The 21,599-nt window shown below is 60.5% G+C and carries 23 protein-coding genes; 13 read left to right on the top strand and 10 right to left on the bottom strand.

The genetic code is table 11. The features are described from left to right. Window positions 1-218: 218 nt before the first annotated feature. The 6 genes from AB4O08_RS09900 to AB4O08_RS09875 all read left to right on the top strand — a co-directional run bounded on the left by AB4O08_RS09900 (window position 219) and on the right by AB4O08_RS09875 (window position 6,637). Window positions 219-1,133 carry an ABC transporter permease subunit gene (locus AB4O08_RS09900; RefSeq protein ID WP_010213575.1) on the top strand — a complete coding sequence of 305 codons (915 nt, stop codon included), beginning with the start codon at window positions 219-221 and terminating at the stop codon, window positions 1,131-1,133. Window positions 1,134-1,135: 2 nt separating this feature from the next. After that, window positions 1,136-2,413, top strand: a complete 1,278-nt coding sequence (livM, locus tag AB4O08_RS09895; protein ID WP_010213574.1) for a high-affinity branched-chain amino acid ABC transporter permease LivM — start codon at window positions 1,136-1,138, stop codon at window positions 2,411-2,413. Next, a complete protein-coding gene (locus AB4O08_RS09890; RefSeq protein ID WP_010213571.1) occupies window positions 2,410-3,285 on the top strand; it encodes an ABC transporter ATP-binding protein in 876 nt (291 codons plus the stop codon). Before livM ends, AB4O08_RS09890 begins: the two co-directional genes overlap by 4 nt. Next, window positions 3,282-3,998 carry an ABC transporter ATP-binding protein gene (locus AB4O08_RS09885; protein ID WP_010213569.1) on the top strand — a complete coding sequence of 239 codons (717 nt, stop codon included), beginning with the start codon at window positions 3,282-3,284 and terminating at the stop codon, window positions 3,996-3,998. Before AB4O08_RS09890 ends, AB4O08_RS09885 begins: the two co-directional genes overlap by 4 nt. 786 nt (window positions 3,999-4,784) lie before the next feature. Next, window positions 4,785-5,552, top strand: coding sequence for an SDR family oxidoreductase (locus AB4O08_RS09880; protein ID WP_460114840.1), 768 nt, complete (start codon window positions 4,785-4,787; stop codon window positions 5,550-5,552). Between the two features lie 179 nt (window positions 5,553-5,731). Further along, window positions 5,732-6,637 carry a cation diffusion facilitator family transporter gene (locus AB4O08_RS09875; RefSeq protein ID WP_021493237.1) on the top strand — a complete coding sequence of 302 codons (906 nt, stop codon included), beginning with the start codon at window positions 5,732-5,734 and terminating at the stop codon, window positions 6,635-6,637. On the opposite strand, the gene AB4O08_RS09870 is transcribed toward AB4O08_RS09875, so the two are convergent. From AB4O08_RS09870 to ureE, 5 genes are all read right to left on the bottom strand, one after another. Beyond that, window positions 6,609-7,727, bottom strand: coding sequence for an AGE family epimerase/isomerase (locus AB4O08_RS09870; protein ID WP_069672801.1), 1,119 nt, complete (start codon window positions 7,725-7,727; stop codon window positions 6,609-6,611). The two genes, AB4O08_RS09875 and AB4O08_RS09870, sit on opposite strands and share 29 nt — an antisense overlap. A 181-nt stretch (window positions 7,728-7,908) precedes the next feature. Beyond that, window positions 7,909-8,481 carry a HupE/UreJ family protein gene (locus AB4O08_RS09865; RefSeq protein ID WP_021493235.1) on the bottom strand — a complete coding sequence of 191 codons (573 nt, stop codon included), beginning with the start codon at window positions 8,479-8,481 and terminating at the stop codon, window positions 7,909-7,911. Window positions 8,482-8,503: 22 nt separating this feature from the next. Beyond that, window positions 8,504-9,118, bottom strand: a complete 615-nt coding sequence (ureG, locus tag AB4O08_RS09860; RefSeq protein WP_010213562.1) for an urease accessory protein UreG — start codon at window positions 9,116-9,118, stop codon at window positions 8,504-8,506. A gap of 13 nt (window positions 9,119-9,131) precedes the next feature. Continuing rightward, a complete protein-coding gene (locus AB4O08_RS09855; protein ID WP_460114839.1) occupies window positions 9,132-9,806 on the bottom strand; it encodes an urease accessory protein UreF in 675 nt (224 codons plus the stop codon). Further along, window positions 9,803-10,303 carry an urease accessory protein UreE gene (gene ureE / locus AB4O08_RS09850; protein ID WP_047544041.1) on the bottom strand — a complete coding sequence of 167 codons (501 nt, stop codon included), beginning with the start codon at window positions 10,301-10,303 and terminating at the stop codon, window positions 9,803-9,805. The genes AB4O08_RS09855 and ureE overlap by 4 nt, the downstream gene beginning before the upstream one ends. 276 nt (window positions 10,304-10,579) lie before the next feature. Between ureE and AB4O08_RS09845 the strand changes: the two genes are divergently transcribed. Continuing rightward, complete coding sequence (locus AB4O08_RS09845) at window positions 10,580-11,077, top strand: C40 family peptidase (protein WP_021493234.1); 498 nt, start codon at window positions 10,580-10,582, stop codon at window positions 11,075-11,077. Window positions 11,078-11,082: 5 nt separating this feature from the next. On the opposite strand, the gene AB4O08_RS09840 is transcribed toward AB4O08_RS09845, so the two are convergent. Together AB4O08_RS09840 and AB4O08_RS09835 are read right to left on the bottom strand one after the other, a co-directional pair. After that, window positions 11,083-11,715: a TetR family transcriptional regulator gene (locus AB4O08_RS09840; RefSeq protein WP_010213557.1), complete on the bottom strand. Its 633-nt coding sequence runs from the start codon at window positions 11,713-11,715 to the stop codon at window positions 11,083-11,085. A gap of 150 nt (window positions 11,716-11,865) precedes the next feature. Then, on the bottom strand, window positions 11,866-12,318 hold the full coding sequence (locus AB4O08_RS09835; RefSeq protein ID WP_010213556.1) for a hypothetical protein: 453 nt from the start codon (window positions 12,316-12,318) through the stop codon (window positions 11,866-11,868). A 359-nt stretch (window positions 12,319-12,677) separates the two neighbouring features. Here AB4O08_RS09835 and AB4O08_RS09830 point away from each other — a divergent pair, with 359 nt between their 5' ends. Beyond that, entirely contained in the window at window positions 12,678-14,747 is a 2,070-nt protein-coding gene (locus AB4O08_RS09830; protein ID WP_010213555.1) for an AsmA family protein, read from the top strand. A 201-nt stretch (window positions 14,748-14,948) separates the two neighbouring features. On the opposite strand, the gene AB4O08_RS09825 is transcribed toward AB4O08_RS09830, so the two are convergent. Next, on the bottom strand, window positions 14,949-15,479 hold the full coding sequence (locus tag AB4O08_RS09825; RefSeq protein ID WP_010213553.1) for a ferritin-like domain-containing protein: 531 nt from the start codon (window positions 15,477-15,479) through the stop codon (window positions 14,949-14,951). A gap of 98 nt (window positions 15,480-15,577) precedes the next feature. After that, window positions 15,578-16,477, bottom strand: coding sequence for a LysR substrate-binding domain-containing protein (locus AB4O08_RS09820; RefSeq protein ID WP_021493232.1), 900 nt, complete (start codon window positions 16,475-16,477; stop codon window positions 15,578-15,580). Window positions 16,478-16,613: 136 nt separating this feature from the next. Between AB4O08_RS09820 and AB4O08_RS09815 the strand changes: the two genes are divergently transcribed. Together AB4O08_RS09815 and AB4O08_RS09810 are read left to right on the top strand one after the other, a co-directional pair. After that, window positions 16,614-17,255, top strand: coding sequence for an FMN-dependent NADH-azoreductase (locus AB4O08_RS09815; RefSeq protein ID WP_021493231.1), 642 nt, complete (start codon window positions 16,614-16,616; stop codon window positions 17,253-17,255). 80 nt (window positions 17,256-17,335) lie between these two features. Next, a complete protein-coding gene (locus AB4O08_RS09810) occupies window positions 17,336-18,226 on the top strand; it encodes an esterase/lipase family protein (RefSeq protein WP_045791353.1) in 891 nt (296 codons plus the stop codon). Here AB4O08_RS09810 and AB4O08_RS09805 read toward each other — a convergent pair. Continuing rightward, window positions 18,223-19,092: a DMT family transporter gene (locus AB4O08_RS09805; protein WP_010213549.1), complete on the bottom strand. Its 870-nt coding sequence runs from the start codon at window positions 19,090-19,092 to the stop codon at window positions 18,223-18,225. The genes AB4O08_RS09810 and AB4O08_RS09805 overlap by 4 nt on opposite strands. Before the next feature lie 97 nt (window positions 19,093-19,189). Here AB4O08_RS09805 and AB4O08_RS09800 point away from each other — a divergent pair, with 97 nt between their 5' ends. The 3 genes from AB4O08_RS09800 (at window position 19,190) to AB4O08_RS09790 (ending at window position 21,559) form a co-directional block, all read left to right on the top strand. Next, window positions 19,190-19,978 (top strand): AraC family transcriptional regulator, encoded by a 789-nt coding sequence (locus AB4O08_RS09800; protein ID WP_010213548.1) that lies wholly within the window; start codon window positions 19,190-19,192, stop codon window positions 19,976-19,978. A 71-nt stretch (window positions 19,979-20,049) separates the two neighbouring features. After that, window positions 20,050-20,352 (top strand): PsiF family protein, encoded by a 303-nt coding sequence (locus tag AB4O08_RS09795; RefSeq protein WP_010213547.1) that lies wholly within the window; start codon window positions 20,050-20,052, stop codon window positions 20,350-20,352. A gap of 193 nt (window positions 20,353-20,545) precedes the next feature. Further along, entirely contained in the window at window positions 20,546-21,559 is a 1,014-nt protein-coding gene (locus AB4O08_RS09790; RefSeq protein ID WP_010213545.1) for an AI-2E family transporter, read from the top strand. Window positions 21,560-21,599 lie beyond the last annotated feature (40 nt).

Below are 21,599 nucleotides of genomic sequence, written 5' to 3'. Positions count from 1 at the left end.
CCCAAAGACCCTGTGGGAGCAGGGTTTGTGTGGGCGCTGGCTTGCCTTCGATTGCATCACCTCTGTAGCGCTGAAGTACCGAGGCGTGTGCATCGCAAGCCAGCTCCCACCCAAGCCCGCTCCCGGAGGGGAGTGGTGTCGTGATGAATATCTGTTTTTTCCTCCAGAAGCGCCGCACACCCTCCGGTGTGCAGGTGCTCACCGCGTGAGATTGCGTTATGGATGGTATTTTCCTGCAGCAACTGGTCAACGGCCTGACCCTCGGGTCGGTCTATGGCCTGATCGCCATCGGCTACACAATGGTCTATGGCATCATTGGCATGATCAACTTCGCCCACGGCGAGGTTTATATGATTTCCGCTTACCTCGCGGCGATCAGTCTGGCACTGCTGGCTTACTTCGGCATCGAATCCTTCCCGCTGCTCATTCTCGGCACCTTGATCTTCACCGTGGTCGTCACCGGCGTTTACGGTTGGGTCATCGAGCGTGTCGCCTACAAACCGCTGCGCAACTCCACCCGACTGGCACCGCTGATCAGCGCCATCGGTATCTCGCTGATCCTGCAGAACTACGCGCAGATCGCCCAGGGCGCCAAGCAACAGGGTATTCCTACCCTGCTGGCCGGGGCCTGGCGTGTCGACATCGGCAGCGGGTTCGTCCAGCTCACTTATACCAAGGTGTTCATCCTTGTGGCGGCGTTTGCCGGCATGGCGTTGCTCACTTATGTCATCAAATACACCAAGCTCGGCCGCATGTGCCGCGCTACCCAGCAAGACCGCAAGATGGCATCGATCCTCGGCATCAACACCGACCGGGTGATCTCCTATGTGTTCGTCATCGGCGCCGCCATGGCTGCATTGGCCGGCGTGCTGATCACCCTCAACTACGGCACCTTCGACTTCTATGCCGGCTTCATCATCGGCATCAAGGCGTTCACCGCGGCGGTACTCGGCGGCATTGGCTCCCTGCCTGGGGCGATGTTGGGCGGGATCATCCTCGGTATCTCCGAGTCGTTGTTTTCGGGGTTGATCAACTCTGACTACAAAGACGTGTTCAGTTTCTCCCTGCTGGTGGTGATTCTGATTTTCCGTCCCCAGGGCCTGCTTGGTCGCCCACTTGTGGCGAAGGTGTAAACATGTCTGCTGCCAAACCCATCGATATCAAGAAAAGTGTGGTCGATACAGTCCTCGCCGGGCTGATTTCACTGGTCGTGTTCGGTCCGATCGTCGGCGTGGTCCTCGACGGCTACAGCTTCAACCTGGAACCGGCCCGCGTGGCCCTGCTGGTGGCCATCGTGATGGTCGGCCGCTTTGCCATGAGCCTGTTCCTGCAAACCCCCAAGGGCGTGAAGATCCTGCAGGGCTTCGAGAGCACCGGCTCCGGCGTGCACGTACTGGCGCCGGACTACAAGTCGCGGCTGCGCTGGATCATCCCGGCACTGATCGTGATTGCCATCGTGTTCCCGATCTTCGCCAACAAGTACCTGCTCACGGTGGTGATCCTCGGGCTGATCTATGTGTTGCTTGGCCTGGGCCTCAATATTGTGGTCGGCCTGGCGGGCCTGCTCGACCTGGGTTACGTGGCGTTCTACGCCATCGGCGCCTACGGCCTGGCATTGGGTTATCAATACCTCGGCCTGGGCTTCTGGACGGTGCTGCCACTGGCGGCCATCGCGGCGGCGTTAGCGGGATGCATACTCGGGTTCCCGGTGTTGCGAATGCACGGTGACTACTTGGCCATCGTGACCCTGGGCTTTGGTGAAATCATCCGCCTGGTGCTCAACAACTGGCTGTCGTTTACCGGTGGGCCCAACGGCATGCCGGTGCCATCGCCGACCTTCCTCGGCCTGGAGTTCGGCAAGCGTGCGAAGGATGGCGGGATACCTTTCCATGAGTTCTTCGGCATCGACTACAACCCCAACATCAAATTCCTGTTCATCTACATCGTGCTTTTCCTGGTGGTGCTGGCCGTGCTGTACATCAAGCATCGCCTGACCCGCATGCCGGTCGGCCGCGCCTGGGAAGCCTTGCGCGAAGATGAAATCGCCTGCCGTTCCATGGGCCTGAACCACGTATTGGTCAAGCTTTCGGCGTTCACCATCGGTGCCTCCACCGCCGGTCTGGCCGGGGTGTTTTTTGCCAGCTACCAGGGCTTCGTCAACCCGTCGTCGTTCACCTTCTTCGAGTCGGCGCTGATCCTCGCCATCGTGGTACTGGGCGGCATGGGCTCGACGGTCGGCGTGGTGATCGCGGCGTTTGTATTGACCGTCGCACCGGAACTGCTGCGCAGCTTCTCCGAATACCGCGTGCTGCTGTTTGGCGTGTTGATGGTGGTGATGATGATCTGGCGACCGCGCGGCTTGATTCGGATCAGCCGTACCGGTGTGACCCCACGTAAAGGAGTGGCGCCATGAGCAAGGAAGTCGTGCTCTCCGTGGAACATTTGATGATGCACTTCGGTGGCATCAAGGCCTTGAGCGATGTGAGTCTCAAGGTCGAACGCAACTCGATCTTCGCCCTGATCGGCCCCAACGGCGCCGGCAAGACCACGGTGTTCAACTGCCTCACCGGCTTCTACAAAGCCAGCGGCGGCAAGATCGAACTGAACATTCGCGGCAAGCGGACCAACGTGATCCAGTTGCTCGGTGAACGTTTCCAGCCCACCGACTTTGTGTCGCCCAAACGCTTCTTCAGCCGGGTGTTCTACAAGATGTTCGGCGGCACCCACTGGGTGAACCGCGCCGGGTTGGCGCGGACGTTCCAGAACATTCGCCTGTTCAAGGAAATGTCAGTGGTGGAAAACCTGCTGGTGGCCCAGCACATGTGGGTCAACCGCAACATGCTCGCGGGTATCCTCAACACCAAGGGCTACCGCAAGGCCGAAAGCGATGCCCTCGATCACGCCTTCTACTGGCTGGAAGTGGTGGACCTGGTGGACTGCGCCAACCGCCTGGCCGGTGAGCTCTCCTACGGCCAGCAGCGCCGCCTGGAGATCGCCCGCGCCATGTGCACCCGGCCGCAGATCATCTGCCTGGACGAACCTGCTGCGGGCCTCAACCCTCAGGAAACCGAAGCCCTCAGCGCGATGATTCGCCTGCTGCGCGACGAACACGACCTGACGGTGGTGCTGATCGAACACGACATGGGCATGGTGATGAGTATTTCCGACCACATCGTGGTACTGGACCACGGCAACGTGATCGCCGAGGGCGGGCCGGACGCGATCCGCAACGACCCGAAAGTGATTGCCGCCTATCTGGGCGCCGACGAAGAGGAGTTGGTATGAGTGCACCTATCCTCGAAATGAAGGACCTGGACGTGTACTACGGCCCGATCCAGGCCCTGAAAAAAGTCTCGCTGCATATCAACGAAGGCGAAACCGTCAGCCTGATCGGCTCCAACGGCGCGGGCAAATCCACGCTGCTGATGTCGATCTTCGGCCAGCCACGGGCCGAGTCGGGCCAGATTCTCTACAACGGTGTCGACATTACCCACAAATCGTCGCACTACATCGCTTCCAACGGTATTGCGCAGTCACCGGAAGGGCGGAGGGTATTCCCCGACATGACCGTCGAGGAAAACCTGTTGATGGGCACCATCCCCATTGGCGACAAGTTTGCCCAGGAAGACATGCAGCGCATGTTCGAGCTGTTCCCACGGCTCAAGGAACGACGTAATCAACGCGCCATGACCATGTCCGGCGGCGAGCAGCAAATGCTCGCCATCGCCCGCGCGCTGATGAGCCGGCCCAAGCTGTTGCTGCTCGACGAACCGAGCCTGGGCCTGGCGCCGATTGTGGTGAAGCAGATCTTTTCCACCCTGCGTGAGCTGGCATCCACCGGGATGACCATCTTCCTGGTGGAGCAGAACGCCAACCACGCGCTGCGCCTGTCGGACCGCGCGTATGTGATGGTTAACGGCGAGATTCGCCTGACAGGCACCGGTAAGGAATTGCTGGTGAATGAGGAAGTGCGCAACGCCTACCTCGGCGGGCACTAATCTAAAGGTTGGCGCAGCCCCCCTGTGGGAGCGGGCTTGCTCGCGAATGCAGTGGATCAGTCAGTACACCTGAAACTGACCCACCGCACTCGCGAGCAAGCCCGCTCCCACATTTGTTTTGTGGCATTCACAACGTCTCCGCCAAATTGTGGAAAACAAATCCAGGCTCCCTCCAAAGCGCGACATATAGCCGCCGCAAATCTCTGTTTTGTCACAGTTTTGACTTGTCCCCATCCGCTGTGGAACCGGCTGTGGGTAACGTGGGAGTAGCTGGCTGAAAGCCAATAACCGCGTGGCTTGTAGCGCGACGGTTGTTTTTTGATCAGCTGGTTTTGGGCAACCGGTAGAGGTCTTTGTCAACCTGTTTATAGACACAGGTATATGACCGAAATATGTCTCGCCAGCCTGTGGATAAGTCTGTGACTAAACTCTGGAAAGACGGCCGCAGAGGCCGGAATGACTGGCCTGGAGCCATCGTTCTGTTTTTCCGAGGGGCGACGGGCCTACATACGCCCCGGCCAAGGTCAAGCAAAAAACTTTCTAAAACCGTCTGTAGCCCTTATGAATAGAGGCCTGAAGCATTGTGTAGTTGCCCCCAAAGACTGTGGGCGCAGTTGTGGATAACCTGCGCGCATATGGCTACAAGCCACGGTCTGTAGGGCTTTGCGTGACATGGTTAAAAAGTGATCAGTCCAGTGTCAAGTTGTGTGCTTAGCGGTTGCCGCAATCGCGGCGTAAGGGCATTCTGCTGGCTGATTTTTTCCCGATGCCCGCAAGGAGAACACCATGTCCGACACGCTGTTTATTACTGGCGCAACCTCAGGTTTCGGCGAAGCCTGCGCCCGTCGTTTTGCCGAAGCCGGCTGGAAACTGGTGCTCACCGGCCGTCGTGCCGAGCGTTTGAATGCGCTGGTCGAAGAGCTTTCCAAGCAAACCGAAGTGCACGGCCTGGTGGTGGACGTTCGGGATCGCAAAGGCATGGAAGACGCGATCGCCAACCTGCCGCCGTCGTTCGCCACGCTGCGCGGGCTGATCAACAACGCCGGCCTGGCCGTAGGCACCGACCCTGCGCCCATGTGCAACCTCGATGATTGGGAAACCATGGTCGACACCAACATCAAGGGCCTGCTGACCACCACCAACCTGCTGCTGCCTCGCTTGATCGCTCACGGTCGCGGCGCGGGCATCATCAACCTGGGCTCGATTGCTGGCAATTACCCGTATCCGGGCAGCCACGTGTACGGTGGCTCCAAGGCGTTCGTTAAGCAGTTCTCACTGAACCTGCGCTGTGACCTGCAAGGTACTGGCGTGCGGGTAACCAACATCGAACCGGGTTTGTGCGAGAGCGAGTTCTCGCTGGTGCGTTTTGGCGGTGACCAGGCGCGGTATGACGCGACTTATGCCGGGGCCGAGCCGATCCAGCCGCAGGATATTGCAGACACGATCTTCTGGGTCATGAATACGCCAGCGCATGTGAACATCAACCGGTTGGAGTTGATGCCGGTGAGCCAGACCTGGGCTGGCTTTGCGATCGAGCGTGGGGCCAAGGCTTAAGACCGCGTCGCCCGCATCGCCGGCAAGCCAGCTCCACATTTGAGCGTATTCACACAGTCAAAGGTGGGAGCTGGCTTGCCGGCGATGGCGCCAAATCGGCCAAAACACGACATAAGGTACACTCCCCCCGGTAAAACCCCTCCGCACCGTGCGGATTTAAGGTTTTGACGGGAGGAAATGTGAGTAACCGAGGTGAGCAGGCACTGCTCAAACAATCGACCATCCTGATGTTCGCAGTCGCGATCGCCGGGATTGTCACGGGTGTGGTATCCGGCGCCCAATCCATTCTGTTCGACGGGTTTTTCTCGCTGATCGCCACCGCCATCAAGGTGTTGATGTTGATCACGGCCAAGCTGATCGCGAAGAAAAGCAACGAACGTTTCCAGTTCGGCTATTGGCATCTGGAGCCCATGGTGCTGCTGATCGAAGGCAGTTTCCTGTTGCTGATCGCCATCTATGCGTTCCTCAACGGTGTGTTCGGCATTATCAATGGCGGCCGCGAGATCGAGTTGGGGCTGGTGATCATCTACGCGGCGGTGTTTACCGTCGTCGAGTTCGCCTACTTCTTCTACGTGCGTTATCGCAATCGCCAGCTGAAATCATCGCTGATCCAGTTCGACAACATCAGCTGGCTGGTGGACGCGATGCTGTCGGTGGGCTTGCTGATCAGTTTCCTCGCGGCACTGTTGCTCAAGTCCCAAGGCTATGGCGAGTGGGCGGTGTATGTCGACCCATTGATCCTGATCCTGCTGGCCTTGAGCATGCTGGCGCCGGCGTTCAAGATCCTGCGCCCGGCCTTGCGCGAGGTACTGGGGATCGCTCCGGACCAGTTGGACGACAAGGTGCGCGAAGTGATGGATGCGGCCCAGGCCAGGCATGGTTTCGACGACTACGTGTCCTACGTGCAAAAGCACGGACGGGCACGGTTTATCGAGATACATGTGGTGTTGCCGGCGGATTACCCGGTGGATAACGTTGCGACCCTGGACGGGCTGCGCGAAGAGATATCCACAGGGCTCGGCACGCCGGATGCGGCGCGCTGGCTGACGATCAGCTTTACCGGAGATCGCAAGTGGATTGCATAAGGCCCTGGTAGCAGGTCGCCAAGTGATATGGCGTGGTCGACGGCATGTCCCGTCGGCTCACGACGCCCTTGGCATCCAGGCATTCATTCCAGCCTTTTGCATGCAGGAAGTGCTGTTGCAACGCCAGCAATTGGCGTTGCAGCAGCGCTTCGCTGTCCGGCCGCAAGGTCAGTGCCCGCAGGTACTCGGCCTGGGCCCAGATACGCTGGGTGCCGTCGCGGACCGTGCCGTCTAGCGCCAACATGCCGCTGACCGCACCGCTGACGTTATCCACACCCTTGAGTTCCGCGTAGGCGAAAGCCCGGGTCAGGGACGCATGCAGCGGCGTACCCCGCAGCACTTCCGAAGACTCCAGCAAAAAGAACCATTCGAACTGGTGCCCCGGCTCGAACCAGTTATCCACAGCGCCCAGCGGTTTTTCCATCATCACGCCGTGCTGGCGGTCGATGAAACGCTGCTGCATGGCCGTCGCCAGCGCCAGCAGGGCGGCTTGCACCTCGGCGTCTGCTCGTACCGCGAGGGTGGCAAGGAACGCTTCGGCCAAGTGCATCAGCGGGTTTTGCAGCGGGCCGGACTTGAGCGATGACCAGTTGCGCTCCAATACGGCCTCGTACAGGCCGTCGCCTGTGGAAAACCGTTTGGCAACGACTTCCAGAGCGGCATTGAGCACCGATTCCACCAACGGCTCACGCACCTTGGCCCAGTAATGGGCGCAGGCAAAGATGATGAAGGCGTGGGTGTAGAGGTCTTTGCGCTTGTCCAGCGGCTGGCCGGACGGGTCGATGCTGTAGAACCAGCCGCCGTGCTCGGCGTCGTGGAAGTGCCGTTGCAGGGACCGGAACAGTGCCGCTGCACGCTCTTGCGCGAAGGCTGCGCCGGGCTCGTCGATCAGGCTGGCAAACAGGTACAACTGCCGGGCGCAGGCCATGGCGCGGTAGCGTTGCGGGGGCAGAGGGCGATGATCGGCGTCGAGCGCCTCATAGGGCAATGCCAGTTCGGCATTCCAGCCCGGACCTTGCCAGAGCGGCACGATCAGGCTGTGGAAGTGCGAAAGCACGGTGTTCAAGGAGGGTTGGGAAGCGCTGGGCATTGGCTGGCGTCGTCACGGCAGGGGTGTAGGCGCGCATGGTATCAGGCTTGGGTTCGGTGGTGTCTGGTCTACCGCTATCGGGGGCAAGCCCCCTCCCACATCTGGACCGTATTTCAAGGATGTACTCGGTCAACTGTGGGAGCGGGCTTGCTCGCGAAGGAGCCTTCAGCAGCGCTGCAAATCAGCCAGCGAGCAACCAAACCCCAGTCGCCGCCGAAGCTGCCCCGGCAATCCGCACCAACGGCGCCGCTGCCGCCGGCAGAAAGCGCACCACCGCATAACCGGCCGCGTGCAGCACCGCGGTTGCACCGACAAACCCGGCTGCATACGCCCACGGGCTGGACATGTCCGGCAGCTCCAAACCATGCGCCACACCGTGGAACAGTGCGAACAACGCCGTCGCCCCCACAGCCATGAACAGCGGCGGCCGCACCGCCAGTGCCACCGCCAGGCCCAGGGCCAGCACCGACGCAGCAATCCCGCTTTCCAATGCCGGCAACGCCAGGCCTTCAAAACCCAGTACGCCGCCTATCAACATGGTGCCGACGAACGTGCAGGGCAGGGCCCAACGGGCGGCGCCTTTTTGTTGGGCGGCCCACAAACCGACGGCGACCATCGCCAGCAAGTGGTCGATGCCACTCAGGGGGTGGCTGATACCGGCCACCAGGCCGTTGTCGCCATGGCCAGGGTGAGCGAAGGCCAGGGCTGGGGCCAGCAGCAGGGCGGCGGCGGTGAAGAGTTTCTTGAGGCTCATGGACAGGTTCCTTAAGGGTTGATCAGGCGGCGGTCAGCAGGCCTTGGCGTTCGATGAAGGCGACGATGTCCTCCAGGCCGACCCCGGTTTTCTGGTTGCTGAACACAAAGGGTTTGCCGTTGCGCATGCGGGTGGTGTCGCTGTTCATCAGCTCCAGCGACGCGCCGACCAAGGGCGCCAGGTCGATCTTGTTGATCACCAGCAGGTCGGATTTGCAGATGCCAGGTCCGCCCTTGCGCGGCAGCTTGTCGCCGGCGGACACGTCGATCACGTAGATGGTCAGGTCCGACAGCTCCGGGCTGAAGGTGGCCGAGAGGTTGTCGCCGCCGGACTCCACCAGGATCAGGTCGAGTCCAGGGAAGCGGCGGTTGAGCTGGTCGACGGCTTCCAGGTTGATCGAGGCGTCTTCACGGATCGCCGTGTGCGGGCAGCCGCCAGTTTCCACGCCGATGATGCGCTCCGGCGCGAGGGCCTGGTTGCGCACCAGGAAGTCCGCATCTTCGCGGGTGTAGATGTCGTTGGTGACCACCGCCAAGTTGTAGCGATCACGCAGCGCGAGGCACAGGGCCAGGGTCAGGGCTGTCTTGCCGGAGCCCACCGGGCCGCCGATACCGACACGCAAAGGTTGGGTGTTCATATGTGCTTTTCTCCTAGGAACGGAATAGGCGGCTGTACTGGCGCTCGTGGGCCATGCATGCCAGGGACAGGCCGAACGCGGCGCTGCCGAAATGGTGGGGGTCGATGCGACTGGCGTCCTGCTGGGCTTGTTGCAGCAACGGCAGCAATTCGCTGGTCAGGCGCTGGGCGGCTTGCTGGCCGAGGGGCAAGGTTTTCATTAGCACGGCCAATTGGTTTTCCAGCCAGCTCCACAGCCAGGCGGCGAGGGCATCGGCGGGGCTGATGTGCCAGGCGCGTGAGGCCAGGGCCCAGCCCAACGCCAAATGCGGTTCGGAGCACGCTTGAAGGACGGCACGGGCGGCTTCATCCAGTTCCGGCAGGCCGTTGAGCAGTTGTTGCAGGGAGTAGCCCATCTGCCGGCTCTCTTGATACAGCTCGCGGGTCTCACGGCTGGCGCGATGTGCCTCGCACAGCTGGGTCAGACGCGGCCAGTCAGCATCGACCGCCGCTTGGCAGTGGGCGAGCAACACCGGGGCTTCAAAGCGCGCCAGGTTGAGCAGCAACTGATCGCTGATCCAGCGTCGCGCACTGGCAGCATCGCTGACGCGACCGTTCTCCACCGCCATTTCCAGGCCCTGGGAATAGCTGTAGCCGCCAATCGGCAATTGCGGACTGGCCAGACGCAACAGCGCCCAGGCTGGGTTCATAGACGCACGCCGAACTGGTGCAGCTTGGGCGGGTAGTTGAAATCTTCATCGCCATGGCGCGAGTGGTGGTGTCCGCCGCCGTAGGCGCCATGTTCCGGCTGGAACGGCGCCTCGATGGTTGCTGTCTGCGCGCCCAGTTGTTCGAGCATGGCCTTGAGCACATAGTCATCGAGCAGGCGCAACCAGCCATCGCCGACCTGCAATGCCACATGGCGGTTACCCAGGTGATACGCCGCACGCGTCAGTTCAAATGCGCTGCTGCAGGTGACGTGCAGCAGGTGTTCAGGCCGGGCGCACACGCGTACGACTCGTCCGTCCTCGGCCTGTAGGAATTCGCCATCGTGCAGCGGTGGCTGGCCGCGCTCCAGGAAAAGGCCGACGTCTTCACCGTCGGCACTGAAACAGCGCAGGCGGCTTTTGCTGCGGGCTTCGAAGTTCAGCAGCAACTCGGCGGACCAGAGGGCTTGGGGGGCGATTCGGCGGTGGATCACCAGCATCAGGAAGCTTCCAGCTATGAGCGATGAAGCAGCTAGAGCAAGGGGCTTGCCAACCTCGATGGGGAGTAGGAATTGCCTGTAGGCAAGCGCGGCATGCCACTAAACAGGGCGAGGAAAAATGCTCGACGTGCGCCAAAGTGGTGCGCAATGTTGCGTGTTGCACGCGTGATGGGCATTTTCGGATTTTCCCTACACGTTATGGGGAATCGGCGTTCATCACCTTACCTGCGAGATCATTAGGCTGTGCGCCGTGTTTAATTCACTGCGACGTTCATCATGTTCAAATCATTTTGTTGCCTGGTTATTGTCAGCCTATCTCTCGCGCTTTCATCGGCTTCCGCGAATTTGAAGTCCCATCCGTCCTTCAGCACTTCGCTGAAGCAAGCGTCTATCGAGGATGTGGTCGACCGCGCCCACGAACTGCTGGGTACGCCTTACAAGTGGGGTGGCACCTCGGCGGACCAGGGTTTTGATTGCAGCAGCCTGCTGGTCTATCTGTTCAAGACCGAAGCCAATATCCAGTTACCGCGCACCACTGCGGCCATGCAGCGGTCAACAGCAGCCACTATCAGGCGCAATGCGCTCAAGGCGGGTGATGCGGTGTTTTTCAAAGGAAATGGGGGCGGACAAGTCAGCCATGTGGGCCTTTATATAGGCGAGGGCAAATTTATCCATTCACCCCGCGCAGGCAAGCACATCCGCATCGACTCATTGAGCAACAGCTACTGGAACAAGAATTACACCACCGCCAAGCGTTTCCACACGGCAGGGTGATGGCTTTACTCGGTGCTGCCCAAACCCTGCCAGTGCTTCAAGCCGATAAAGATAAAGCGCAATTGCTGGGTGATTTTTGCCTGGGGCGTGAGGTGTTCAGGCAGCGCCTGGGCCGGTGGGTCGATGATGTCGGGAAGGGTGGCGAACACACTTTTGACGATCAGGTCGGCCATCACATGCAGACCTTCGGCATCCAGGTGCTGCAGTTTTGGCATGAGCGTCAGGTCGGCCGCCAGGTCGCGGGTGATGTCTTCACGCAATGCACCGATCGCCTGGCGCACCGCCAGGCAGCCGCCGTATTGCTCGCGGGCCAGGAACAGGAATTGCGAACGGTTGGCCGAGACCACGTCGAGAAAGATCCGCACGGAGGCATCGATAATGCCGCCCATCACGAATTCGTTGTGGCGCACCAGACGGATCGTGGCGCGGAAGGTCTGGCCGACTTCACTCACCAGCACGAGTCCCAATTGGTCCATGTCGGCAAAATGCCGATAGAAACCGGTGGGCACGATACCAGCCGTTTTTGCCACTTCGCGCAGGCTCAGGCTGCCAAACCCACGGCCACACTCCATCAGATGGCGGGCTGCGTCCATCAGGGCGAGGCGGGTCTGTTGCTTCTGTTCGGCGCGGGGCAGCATGGGCGGGCGGGCTTTGTCGGCGAGTACAGCGACGCACTCTAGCAAAACAGTTCTGTTGGCGTCGAACTTGGCGGGGAAGGGCGTGACGCGATCTACAGGAAAGCAAAAGCCCGATCGACAGATCGGGCTTTTTTCTCGGCCACCACGGGGTTAGCTCTGTGCTTGATGCAGTTCTTGCAGACGGTCAGCACCGCCTTCAGCAACGCCTTCGGTGTAGGCGCGTTTGTTGGCTTGTTCTGCACCGCCTTCGACCAGACCTTTCTGTTCCAGACGATCACGGCCACCTTCGGCAACAGCATTGCGCTCCAGCAGGCGATCAGCACCACCTTCAACCAGGCCTTTTTCTTCCAGGCGGTTGCGGCCGTTTTCGGTCAGGCCTTCGGTGTAAGCGCGTTTGTTGGCGTGTTCCGAACCATTTTCAGCGACAGCGCCTTTGGCGTAGTCACGGTTCTCGTCTTCTTGCGAACCGCTGCGAGCGACGGTCTGGCTGAAATGAATGGCGTCAGCTTTGACTTGGGGTGTGGCCTGTTCGGCGGCTGGCAGGGCGAAGGCACTGGAAGCCAGGATAGATAACAGGGCGGTAGCGAGTAGTTGGCGTTTCATGATGGGTTGCTCCTTGGGAGGGCGATAAAGTGGGTACAGGGCTAATGCTACTCTCGATAAGTCGATATAAAAGTTCATAAACACAATGGTAATAATCAACAGAATTGATTGTTCTAGGCGGAGGCTCTAGAACGGGCCTCTCAAGCACGCGGTTTTGCACCGGGGTGGGTATTTTCGACACGTTCGTGGGTAACAATGGTGCGCCGTCGTAGGCCGAATCTGTCGAGTTGGTCAGAAATTGAGGTTTTTCCAGGCAAATCGGGGATTGGGTTAAACCCCCAGGCGGTTTGCCAGTCGGAGTTCTATAAACTGTCTTAAAGGGCTGTCACCCAGCCAGTCGTATTCAGGAGTCCTGTGCAATGACGCGCACTCGTAAAATTGTCGCTTGGAGCTGCGCCAGCTTCGCTCTGTTAATCGCTGTGGCGGTGTTGGTCCTGGTGTTCTTTGACTGGAACCGCATCAAGCCGCCCCTCAATGCCAAGGTTTCTGAAGAACTGCATCGGCCATTTGCCATCAACGGCAACCTGGCGGTGGTGTGGGCGCGTGAACCCGATGAAGGCGGCTGGCGCGCCTGGGTACCATGGCCTCATGTGATTGCCGAAGACCTGACCCTGGGCAACCCGGACTGGTCTAAGAACCCGCAGATGGTCACCCTCAAGAAGGTGGAACTGCGCATTTCTCCCCTGGCGTTGCTGGTGCAGCGTGTGGTGATCCCGCGTATCGATCTCACCGAGCCGAGCGCGCAATTGCAGCGCCTGAGCGATGGCCGCGCCAACTGGACCTTCAAGTTCGACCCCAAGGACCCAAACGCCGAGCCTTCCAACTGGGTGGTGGACATCGGTGCCATCGGCTTCGATAAGGGCCACGTGACCCTCGACGACCAGACTCTAAAGACTCAATTGGATGTGATCATCGACCCGCTGGGCAAACCCATTCCCTTCGGCGAAATCGTCGGCGACGCTGATGCCAAGAAGGCCTTGGAAAAAGGCTCCGCCCCGCAGGACTATGCGTTCGGCCTCAAGGTCAAAGGTCAGTACCACGGCCAGAAGCTCGACGGCAGCGGCAAGATTGGTGGCCTGCTGGCCCTGCAGGACGCGGCCAAGCCGTTCCCGCTGCAAGCCCAGGTCAACATTGGCGACACCCGCATCGCCCTGGCCGGCACGCTGACCGACCCGATGAACCTCGGCGCGCTCGACCTGCGCCTGAAACTCGCCGGTTCCAGTCTGGGCAATCTCTACCCACTGACCGGCGTGACCCTGCCAGATTCGCCAGCCTATTCCACCGACGGTCATCTCATCGCGAAGCTGCACGAGCCCAACGGCGCTTCGTTCCGCTATGAAAATTTCAACGGCAAGATCGGCAACAGCGACATCCACGGCAACCTCGCCTACGTCGCCAGCCAGCCACGGCCCAAGCTCAGTGGCGCCTTGGTGTCCAACCAACTGCTGATGACCGACCTCGCACCGCTGATCGGCGCCGACTCCAACGCCAAACAAAAAGCCCGTGGCGGTGACAGCAAACAACCGGCGACCAAAGTGTTGCCGGTGGAAGAGTTTCGCACCGAGCGCTGGCGTGTCATGGATGCCGATGTGGAGTTCACCGGCAAGCGCATCGTGCACAGTGCCGATTTGCCCTTCACCGACCTCTACACCCACCTGGTGCTCAATGATGGCGAGCTGAGCCTCGAACCCCTGCGTTTCGGCGTCGCCGGCGGCAAGCTGGACGCGCAGATTCGCCTCAACGGCCGTATCACGCCAATGGAAGGTCGCGCCAAACTCACTGCGCGCAACTTCAAGCTCAAGCAGCTGTTCCCGACCTTCGAACCGATGAAAACCAGCTTCGGTGAACTCAACGGCGATGCCGACATTTCCGGGCGTGGCAACTCCGTGGCGGCACTCCTGGGCACCTCAAACGGTGACCTGAAGATGCTGATCAACGACGGCGCCATTAGCCGTGGCCTGATGGAAATCGCCGGGCTCAACGTGGGCAACTACGTGGTGGGCCGCCTGTTTGGCGACAAGGAAGTGAAGATCAACTGCGCGGCGGCGGACTTCGGTATCAAGACAGGCCTGGCGACCACGCGTTTGTTTGTGTTCGATACCGAGAACGCCATCATTTACATCGAGGGCACGGCGAACATGGCCACGGAACAGTTGGACCTGACCATCAATCCGGAATCCAAAGGCTTCCGCCTGTTCTCCCTGCGCTCACCGCTGTACGTCAACGGGCCGTTCATCAAGCCCAATGCGGGTGTGAAAGCCATTCCGCTGGCATTGCGGGGCGCGGGCATGGTTGCGCTGGGTGTGGTTGCCGGCCCGGCGGCCGGGTTGCTGGCATTGGTCGCGCCGAGCGGTGGTGAGCCGAATGAGTGCGCGCCGTTGCTGCAGCAGATGAAGGAAGGCAAGGCGCCGAAAACAGTAAAAGGCTAGCCTCCGGTAGGGATGAAAATCGCGTCTGATATGCAGGAGCCTGAAGGGAAATATCCATTAGCCCTGTTGACGGTAACTCGTCTACTGTCAACGCTAACAGGTAGATGCCCGTTTCTATCGCAGTGATTGCGTATAAAAAAGCCCCAAGTAGGAGCGGTCGCTCCCCTTGGGGCTTTTTTGGCGGCGCCTATCGAGGGTGGCCTACAGGCTTTCGAGAATATCCGCCATGTCGTCGGCGTGCTCTTCTTCCTGAGCCAGGATTTCTTCAAACAGACGGCGCGTGGTTGGGTCCTTATCACCGATGTACTGGATGATTTCGCGGTAGCTGTCGACGGCAATCCGCTCGGCGACCAGGTCTTCGTAGACCATTTCCTTGAGGTCCTTGCCGGCCACGTATTGCGCGTGGGAGTTTTTCGACAGCAGGTCCGGGTTGAACTCCGGCTCGCCGCCCAACTGCACGATACGCTCGGCGAGTTTGTCGGCGTGTTCGGCTTCCTGGGTGGCGTGCTCAAGGAACTCCTGCGCGGCCACTGCAGCCTTGATGCCACTGGCCATGAAGTAGTGGCGCTTGTAGCGCAGTACGCAGACCAGCTCGGTGGCCAGCGAGGCGTTCAGCAGGCGAATGATTTCTTCGCGGTCGGCATCGTAGCCTTCGGTCACGGCACCGTTCTCGACGTTCTGGCGGGCGCGGCTGCGCAGGGTCGCAACGTCAGTCAAGTTTGCTTCGGTCATCTCAATCTCCTGGTACTAATCCGGTTTTGCGCCACGCTCTGCCGGCGTGATCGCTCCAAGTTGTGAGTCCCGCGCAACACAAAAAGTTTTATCGGATTTTACAAGGCGTGACCGGACAGCCTGACTTCCTCCTGCATCCACTGGAAGAATGCTCGCACTGGCGGATGGCGCTCGCGGCCCGGTACGCACAACGCGCTGTAACCCGCCCCGTCCACGCTGATCCGGGGCCGGTAAGGCACCAGTAACCCCGAAGCCAGACTTTCCGATACCAGAATGTTGCTGGCCAGGACCAGGCCCTGACCGGCGATGGCTGCTTGCAGCGCGTAGTGCTCTTCGTCGTATTCGCGCAATATCGGCGCGTCCCGCAACCAGCGTTCCCCAGCCTTCTCGCACCAGGCTTGCCAGCCCAGCGCGTAGAGCTTGGAGTTGTGCCAGCGCACGCTGATCAGTGTGGGAGCTTGCGTTTGGGCCAGCACCACCTGCTCGGGGGAGCCGTATACCGCAAAAGATTCATCGAACAAGCACAAACCATAGAGGTTGGGGTAGTCATCGAGGCTATAGCGGATCACCAGATCGACGCTGGCATCTTGCTGCAAGTCGACGACTTCACACTGCGTATCCAGGCGCAGGTTGATACCAGGGTGTGCGGCGTAAAACCGTCCCAACCGTGGCACCAGCCATAAGGCGGCGAAGGCTGGCGTGGTGGATACGGTGAGGTGCCCGGTGCTGCGTTGCGGGCGCAGGGTGTCGAGGCTTTGCGCCACGTCCAGCAGGGCACCGTGCACGCTGTGGAACAGCCGTTCGCCACACTCCGTCAGGCGCACCTGGCGTGGCAGACGTTCGAACAGCGGCACCCCCAGCCAGGTTTCCAGGCTGCGGATCTGGTGGGAGACCGCCGTGGGTGTGACCGACAGTTCCTGGGCGGCAGCCTTGAAACTGAGCAGGCGCGACGCCGATTCAAAGGTGCGCAGCGCGGTGAGGGGTAGCGAGGCAAACATTTCAGCTCCATGGATGAAATGGATTCATCCGGATCAACTATTGCTCATTTGTCGGAAGTACCCAGCGACTCTAGATTTGCGCTTAAGAACGACGGCTATCCAGACCGTCTGAGTCTAACTCGCGAAGGTCATACAGATGAAAAAAATGCTAGTTATCCACGCCAGCCCCCGTGGCGAACGTTCCCACTCGCGGCGCCTGGCCGAATCCTTTCTCGACGTGTGGCAGGCCGCCAACCCTGGCGCGCAGGTCACGCGGCGCGAAGTGGGTCGAGCGTCGATTCCTCACGTCAGCGAAGCGTTCGTCGCGGCGAATTTCTACCCCGAACCGCAATCCATGCCCAAGGTGATGAAGGCCGACCTGCAACTGAGCGATGAACTGGTCGCAGAGTTGATTGACCACGAAATCCTGGTGATTTCCATGCCCCTGTACAACTTCGGCGTGCCCAGCGGCCTCAAGGCCTGGATTGATCAGATCGTGCGCATGGGCCTGACCTTTGATATCACTCAAGACAGCCAGGGCATCGCGCAGTATCAGCCTTTGCTCCAGGGCAAACGTGCACTCATCATCACCAGCCGGGGCGGCAATGGCTTTGGTCCGGGTGGCGAGTTTGAATGGATGAACCATGCCGACCCGCACCTGCGCACGGTACTGGGCTATATCGGTATCGAGGATGTGCGGGTGATTGCTGCCGAAGGTGAAGAGTCGGACAAGAGCGTATTCCAGCGTGCCTATGCCGACGCCGAGCGCCAGTTGCATGACCTGGCTGGGCACTTCTAAAAAGCCCGGATGTCATGGGGTGGTCACGTCGGTTGATCTAGGATGGACCTATTACTTCCATCGCCCTGGACGCCTGCTCCATGCCGCAATCCCTTGCCACGCGTTACCCCTTGGTGCTGGTCCCCGGCATGCTCGGGTTCGTGCGCCTCGTTTGGTTTCCCTATTGGTACGGCATCGTCCCGGCGCTACAGGCGGGTGGCGCACAGGTGTTTCCTGTGCAGGTGGCGCCGCTGGACTCCAGTGAAGTACGTGGCGAGCAATTGCTGGTGCAGATCGAGCGCATCCGCCGTGAAACGGGGGCCGACAAGGTCAACCTGATCGGTCACAGCCAGGGCGCGCTCACCGCGCGGTATGCGGCGGCCAAGCGCCCGGAGTGGGTGGCGTCGGTCACGTCGGTGGCCGGGCCCAACCATGGCTCCGAGCTGGCGGACCACATTCATCTCAATTACCCAGTGGACGGCGTGAAGGGGCGGATCATGAGCGCGCTGTTTCACCTGGTCGCCTGGGTGATGGGCGTGTTGGAGACCGGCTATCGCGGGCCACGCTTCAAGGCGGACTTGCAGGCCTCCCATCATTCGCTGACGAGTGCGGGCGTGGCGCTGTTCAATCAGCACTATCCACAGGGGTTGCCACAGACATGGGGTGGGCAGGGGGCAGAAGAGGTCAACGGCGTGCGTTATTACTCGTGGTCCGGCACTTTACAGCCGGGCATTACTGACCGTGGTCGCAACCTGTTCGATGGCACCCACCGCAGTTGCCGCCTGTTCGCCCGCAGCTTTGTGCGTGAAAAGGGCCAGTGCGACGGCATGGTCGGACGCTACAGCTCGCACCTGGGATGGGTGATCGGCGATGACTACGCCCTGGACCACTTCGATATCGTCAACCAGTCCCTGGGCCTGGTGGGCAAGGGCGCCGAGCCTATCCGACTGTTTCTCGAGCATGCCCGGCGCTTGAAGGATGCCGGGGTCTAGCGCACCGGGGTGGTCCAGCGTTCCGACAGAATGACCCCACCCAAGGTCAGCAAACCGCCCACCAAGTGATACAGCGCCAACTCTTCCTTCAACACTACGGCGGCGATCAATGCAGTGATCAACGGCAGCAAGTTGAAAAACAGCGTGGTGCGGCTCGGGCCCAAGGTCTTCACCGAATGCATCCACGCCAGTGGCGCCAACATCGAGGCCAGCAGGCACGCATACAGCACCAACGGAATGTTCGCCCAGCCAAGGCCCGCTTTCGCGGAGAACAGGAACAGCGGGAACAGCACCACCACCGCCACCAGCACCTGCAGATACAGCAACACCAACGGCGGCAGGCGCAGCTGCCATTTTTTCAGCAGGGTGCTGTAGACCGCGTAGGCCAGTGTCGCGACCAGCATCATGCCGTCACCCAGGTTGACCCCGTGTTGCAGCAATGCGTCGAGGCTGCCGGCGGAGACCACCACCACGACGCCGGCAAATGACAGCACGGCACCGGTCAGCGCGCCGTAGGTCAGGCGCTGGCCCAGGCTGATGATCGCCGCCGTCAGCGCCATCAACGGCATCAACGACAGGATGATCCCCATGTTGGTCGCCGTGGTCAGCGACGCGGCGTAGTACGCCAGGCTCTGGTACACCGCCATGCCCAGCACGCCGAGGATGAATACCTTGCCCAGGTTCGGGCGGATCAGCGCCCAGTTGGCGATCACCGGCTTGATCATGAACGGTGTAAACAGCAGCGCCGCCAGCAACCAGCGGTAAAAGCCGATTTCTGCAGGGAACAGCGCGCCCACGGCCAGCTTGTTGACGACGGTGTTGCCAGCCCAGATGAAAATGGCCAGCAAGGGATAAGCGTATTGCATCGAAATGAACCAAGTGTGTTGATGAGGCAGGATTATCCATTGTCTGGATCGAAGCCTATACTGCGATCCAGACAAACCACCTCTGTATCCAGACAATATGGCCAAGCACAACGTACGCCTTCCGGATTTTCCCCGGCTGCCGAGCCCGGTGTACTTTCGCTATTCGGATTTCGCGCCCGACACCGAGTGCACCCCGCACCAGCACTTCTGGGGTTCGCTGGACTATTCGGCCAGCGGCGTGATGCGCATGGAAGTGGCCGGTAACCGCTTCATGTCGCCGCCGCAATACGCGGTGTGGGTGCCACCCCACACCGAACACAGCTCCTACAATGCCGAGGCGATCGTCTATCACTCGGTGGGCCTGGCGCCGGAACTCTGTGAGCGGCTGCCGCAACAGCCTTGCACCCTGGCCATCAGCGATATCCTCAAGGCCATCCTCAGCGATTTCGCCCAGCGTGACGTGAACATGCCGCAGACCGACGCCGACATTCGCCTGGCCCAGGTGCTGGTGGACCAGCTCAAGCAGGCGCCGATCCACGATTGCTTCCTGCCTTACGCCCGTCACCCCGGCCTGCTGGGCGTACTGGAAGGCCTGCAGGCCGACCCTGCCGACAATCGCCCCCTGGCTCACTGGGCAGAGCAAGTCCACGTGAGCGAACGCACCCTGGCTCGCCTGTTTGTGCGGGAGCTGGGCATGAGCTTCGGCGAGTGGCGCCAGCGCCTGCGCTACCTGGCGGCCATTGAAGCCCTCGACAGTCAGCGCAGCGTGCAACATGTCGCATTTGATCTGGGCTACAGCAGCGCTTCGGCCTTTATCGCCATGTTCCAGCGCCAGGCGGGCTGCACCCCAGAGCAATACCGGCGGACGCATATCCGTAGTCGGTGAAGATGTAACAGGCTTTGACTACACTACCCGGTAGGCCGTGCCCTCCTGCACGGCAACAGGGAGAAAACTCCATGAAGATGCTGCGAATTCCGTTGTTGATGATGGGCCTGCTGCTGTGTTCCCAAGGTTTTGCCGCCACCGCCCAGCAAAATAAAATGACCACCTGCAATGCCGAAGCGACCACCAAGACGCTCAAGGGGGACGAGCGCAAGGCCTTCATGAAGACCTGCCTGTCCGCCCCGGCGGCCAATGACGCCAAGACCCTGACGCCGCAGCAGCAGAAGATGAAGGATTGCAATGCGTCGGCGAAAACCAAGGCGCTGACTGGCGATGCGCGCAAAACCTTCATGAGCACCTGCCTCAAAGGCAGTTGAGTAGGCGAATCCCCTGTGGGAGCGGGCTTGCTCGCGAAAGCTGTTTTTCGTTCAACACCTCAGTGACTGAACCCCCGCTTTCGCGAGCAAGCCCGTTGCCACGCTGACAAGTTTGCAACACCAAGACCTCTCGCTTGATTCCTTCAAGGCTGGCAGACTGCCCATCCTTTAACGCCGTTCGTTTTGAGGCTGTATGCCAACGTTTTCTCAGCGTCACGTGATATTGCTGGCCAGCTACATCATCATTTTCGGCGGACTGCTGCTGGTGCTGCCGCTCAAATTGTTGCCCAGCCTGCTGGCCGGTCTGTTGGTGTTCGAGCTGGTCAACATGCTGACCCCCCAACTGCAACGGCTGATCGAAGGCCGGCGCGCGCGCTGGCTGGCGGTGGCGCTGCTCGGCACCTTGATCGTCAGTGTGCTGACCCTGATCTTCGCCGGTGCCATCAGCTTCCTGCTCCACGAAGCGGAAAACCCCGGGGCTTCCCTGGACAAATTCATGGGCGTGGTCGACCGCGCGCGCGGCCAGTTGCCGCCGTTCATCGATGCCTATCTGCCCGCCAGCGCCGCCGAGTTCCGCGTGGCCATCGGCGACTGGATGAGCAAGCACCTGAGTGAACTGCAACTGGTCGGCAAAGACGCCGCCCACATGTTTGTCACCCTGCTGATCGGCATGGTGCTCGGCGCCATCATTGCCCTGCAGCGCGTGCCCGACTTGACCAAGCGCAAACCCCTGGCCGCCGTGCTGTTCGATCGTCTGCACTTGTTGGTCCAGGCCTTTCGCAACATTGTCTTCGCGCAAATCAAGATCGCCGCGCTCAACACCGCCTTCACCGCCGTGTTCCTCGCCGTGGTGCTGCCGCTGTGCGGGATTCACCTGCCGCTGACCAAAACCCTGATCGTCCTCACGTTCCTGCTCGGCTTGCTGCCCGTCATCGGCAACCTGATGTCCAACACGCTGATCACCATCGTGGCGCTGTCGCTGTCGATCTGGGTGGCGGTGGCGGCACTCGGGTATCTGATCGTGATCCACAAGGTCGAGTACTTCCTCAATGCGCGCATTGTGGGTGGACAGATCAGTGCCAAGTCGTGGGAGTTGTTGCTGGCGATGCTGGTGTTTGAGGCTGCGTTTGGGCTACCCGGCGTGGTGGCGGGGCCGATTTATTACGCGTATCTCAAGAGTGAGTTGAAGCTTGGGGGAATGGTTTAGAGATTGATGTTGCTTGGGCCGGCCCCTTCGCGAGCAAGCC

Source organism: Pseudomonas sp. H3_E07, assembly GCF_054668895.1.
This window is presented reverse-complemented; position numbering and strand designations above follow the sequence as displayed.

What these genes read in the sequence shown, in the direction of transcription:
- AB4O08_RS09900 (WP_010213575.1), top strand. Translation starts at nt 219, where the DNA reads ATGGATGGTATTTTCCTGCAGCAACTGGTCAACGGCCTGACCCTCGGG.
- livM (WP_010213574.1), top strand. Translation starts at nt 1,136, where the DNA reads ATGTCTGCTGCCAAACCCATCGATATCAAGAAAAGTGTGGTCGATACA.
- AB4O08_RS09890 (WP_010213571.1), top strand. Translation starts at nt 2,410, where the DNA reads ATGAGCAAGGAAGTCGTGCTCTCCGTGGAACATTTGATGATGCACTTC.
- AB4O08_RS09885 (WP_010213569.1), top strand. Translation starts at nt 3,282, where the DNA reads ATGAGTGCACCTATCCTCGAAATGAAGGACCTGGACGTGTACTACGGC.
- AB4O08_RS09880 (WP_460114840.1), top strand. Translation starts at nt 4,785, where the DNA reads ATGTCCGACACGCTGTTTATTACTGGCGCAACCTCAGGTTTCGGCGAA.
- AB4O08_RS09870 (WP_069672801.1), bottom strand. Translation starts at nt 7,727, where the DNA reads ATGCCCAGCGCTTCCCAACCCTCCTTGAACACCGTGCTTTCGCACTTC.
- AB4O08_RS09865 (WP_021493235.1), bottom strand. Translation starts at nt 8,481, where the DNA reads ATGAGCCTCAAGAAACTCTTCACCGCCGCCGCCCTGCTGCTGGCCCCA.
- ureG (WP_010213562.1), bottom strand. Translation starts at nt 9,118, where the DNA reads ATGAACACCCAACCTTTGCGTGTCGGTATCGGCGGCCCGGTGGGCTCC.
- AB4O08_RS09855 (WP_460114839.1), bottom strand. Translation starts at nt 9,806, where the DNA reads ATGAACCCAGCCTGGGCGCTGTTGCGTCTGGCCAGTCCGCAATTGCCG.
- ureE (WP_047544041.1), bottom strand. Translation starts at nt 10,303, where the DNA reads ATGCTGGTGATCCACCGCCGAATCGCCCCCCAAGCCCTCTGGTCCGCC.
- AB4O08_RS09845 (WP_021493234.1), top strand. Translation starts at nt 10,580, where the DNA reads ATGTTCAAATCATTTTGTTGCCTGGTTATTGTCAGCCTATCTCTCGCG.
- AB4O08_RS09840 (WP_010213557.1), bottom strand. Translation starts at nt 11,715, where the DNA reads ATGCTGCCCCGCGCCGAACAGAAGCAACAGACCCGCCTCGCCCTGATG.
- AB4O08_RS09835 (WP_010213556.1), bottom strand. Translation starts at nt 12,318, where the DNA reads ATGAAACGCCAACTACTCGCTACCGCCCTGTTATCTATCCTGGCTTCC.
- AB4O08_RS09830 (WP_010213555.1), top strand. Translation starts at nt 12,678, where the DNA reads ATGACGCGCACTCGTAAAATTGTCGCTTGGAGCTGCGCCAGCTTCGCT.
- AB4O08_RS09825 (WP_010213553.1), bottom strand. Translation starts at nt 15,479, where the DNA reads ATGACCGAAGCAAACTTGACTGACGTTGCGACCCTGCGCAGCCGCGCC.
- AB4O08_RS09820 (WP_021493232.1), bottom strand. Translation starts at nt 16,477, where the DNA reads ATGTTTGCCTCGCTACCCCTCACCGCGCTGCGCACCTTTGAATCGGCG.
- AB4O08_RS09815 (WP_021493231.1), top strand. Translation starts at nt 16,614, where the DNA reads ATGAAAAAAATGCTAGTTATCCACGCCAGCCCCCGTGGCGAACGTTCC.
- AB4O08_RS09810 (WP_045791353.1), top strand. Translation starts at nt 17,336, where the DNA reads ATGCCGCAATCCCTTGCCACGCGTTACCCCTTGGTGCTGGTCCCCGGC.
- AB4O08_RS09805 (WP_010213549.1), bottom strand. Translation starts at nt 19,092, where the DNA reads ATGCAATACGCTTATCCCTTGCTGGCCATTTTCATCTGGGCTGGCAAC.
- AB4O08_RS09800 (WP_010213548.1), top strand. Translation starts at nt 19,190, where the DNA reads ATGGCCAAGCACAACGTACGCCTTCCGGATTTTCCCCGGCTGCCGAGC.
- AB4O08_RS09795 (WP_010213547.1), top strand. Translation starts at nt 20,050, where the DNA reads ATGAAGATGCTGCGAATTCCGTTGTTGATGATGGGCCTGCTGCTGTGT.
- AB4O08_RS09790 (WP_010213545.1), top strand. Translation starts at nt 20,546, where the DNA reads ATGCCAACGTTTTCTCAGCGTCACGTGATATTGCTGGCCAGCTACATC.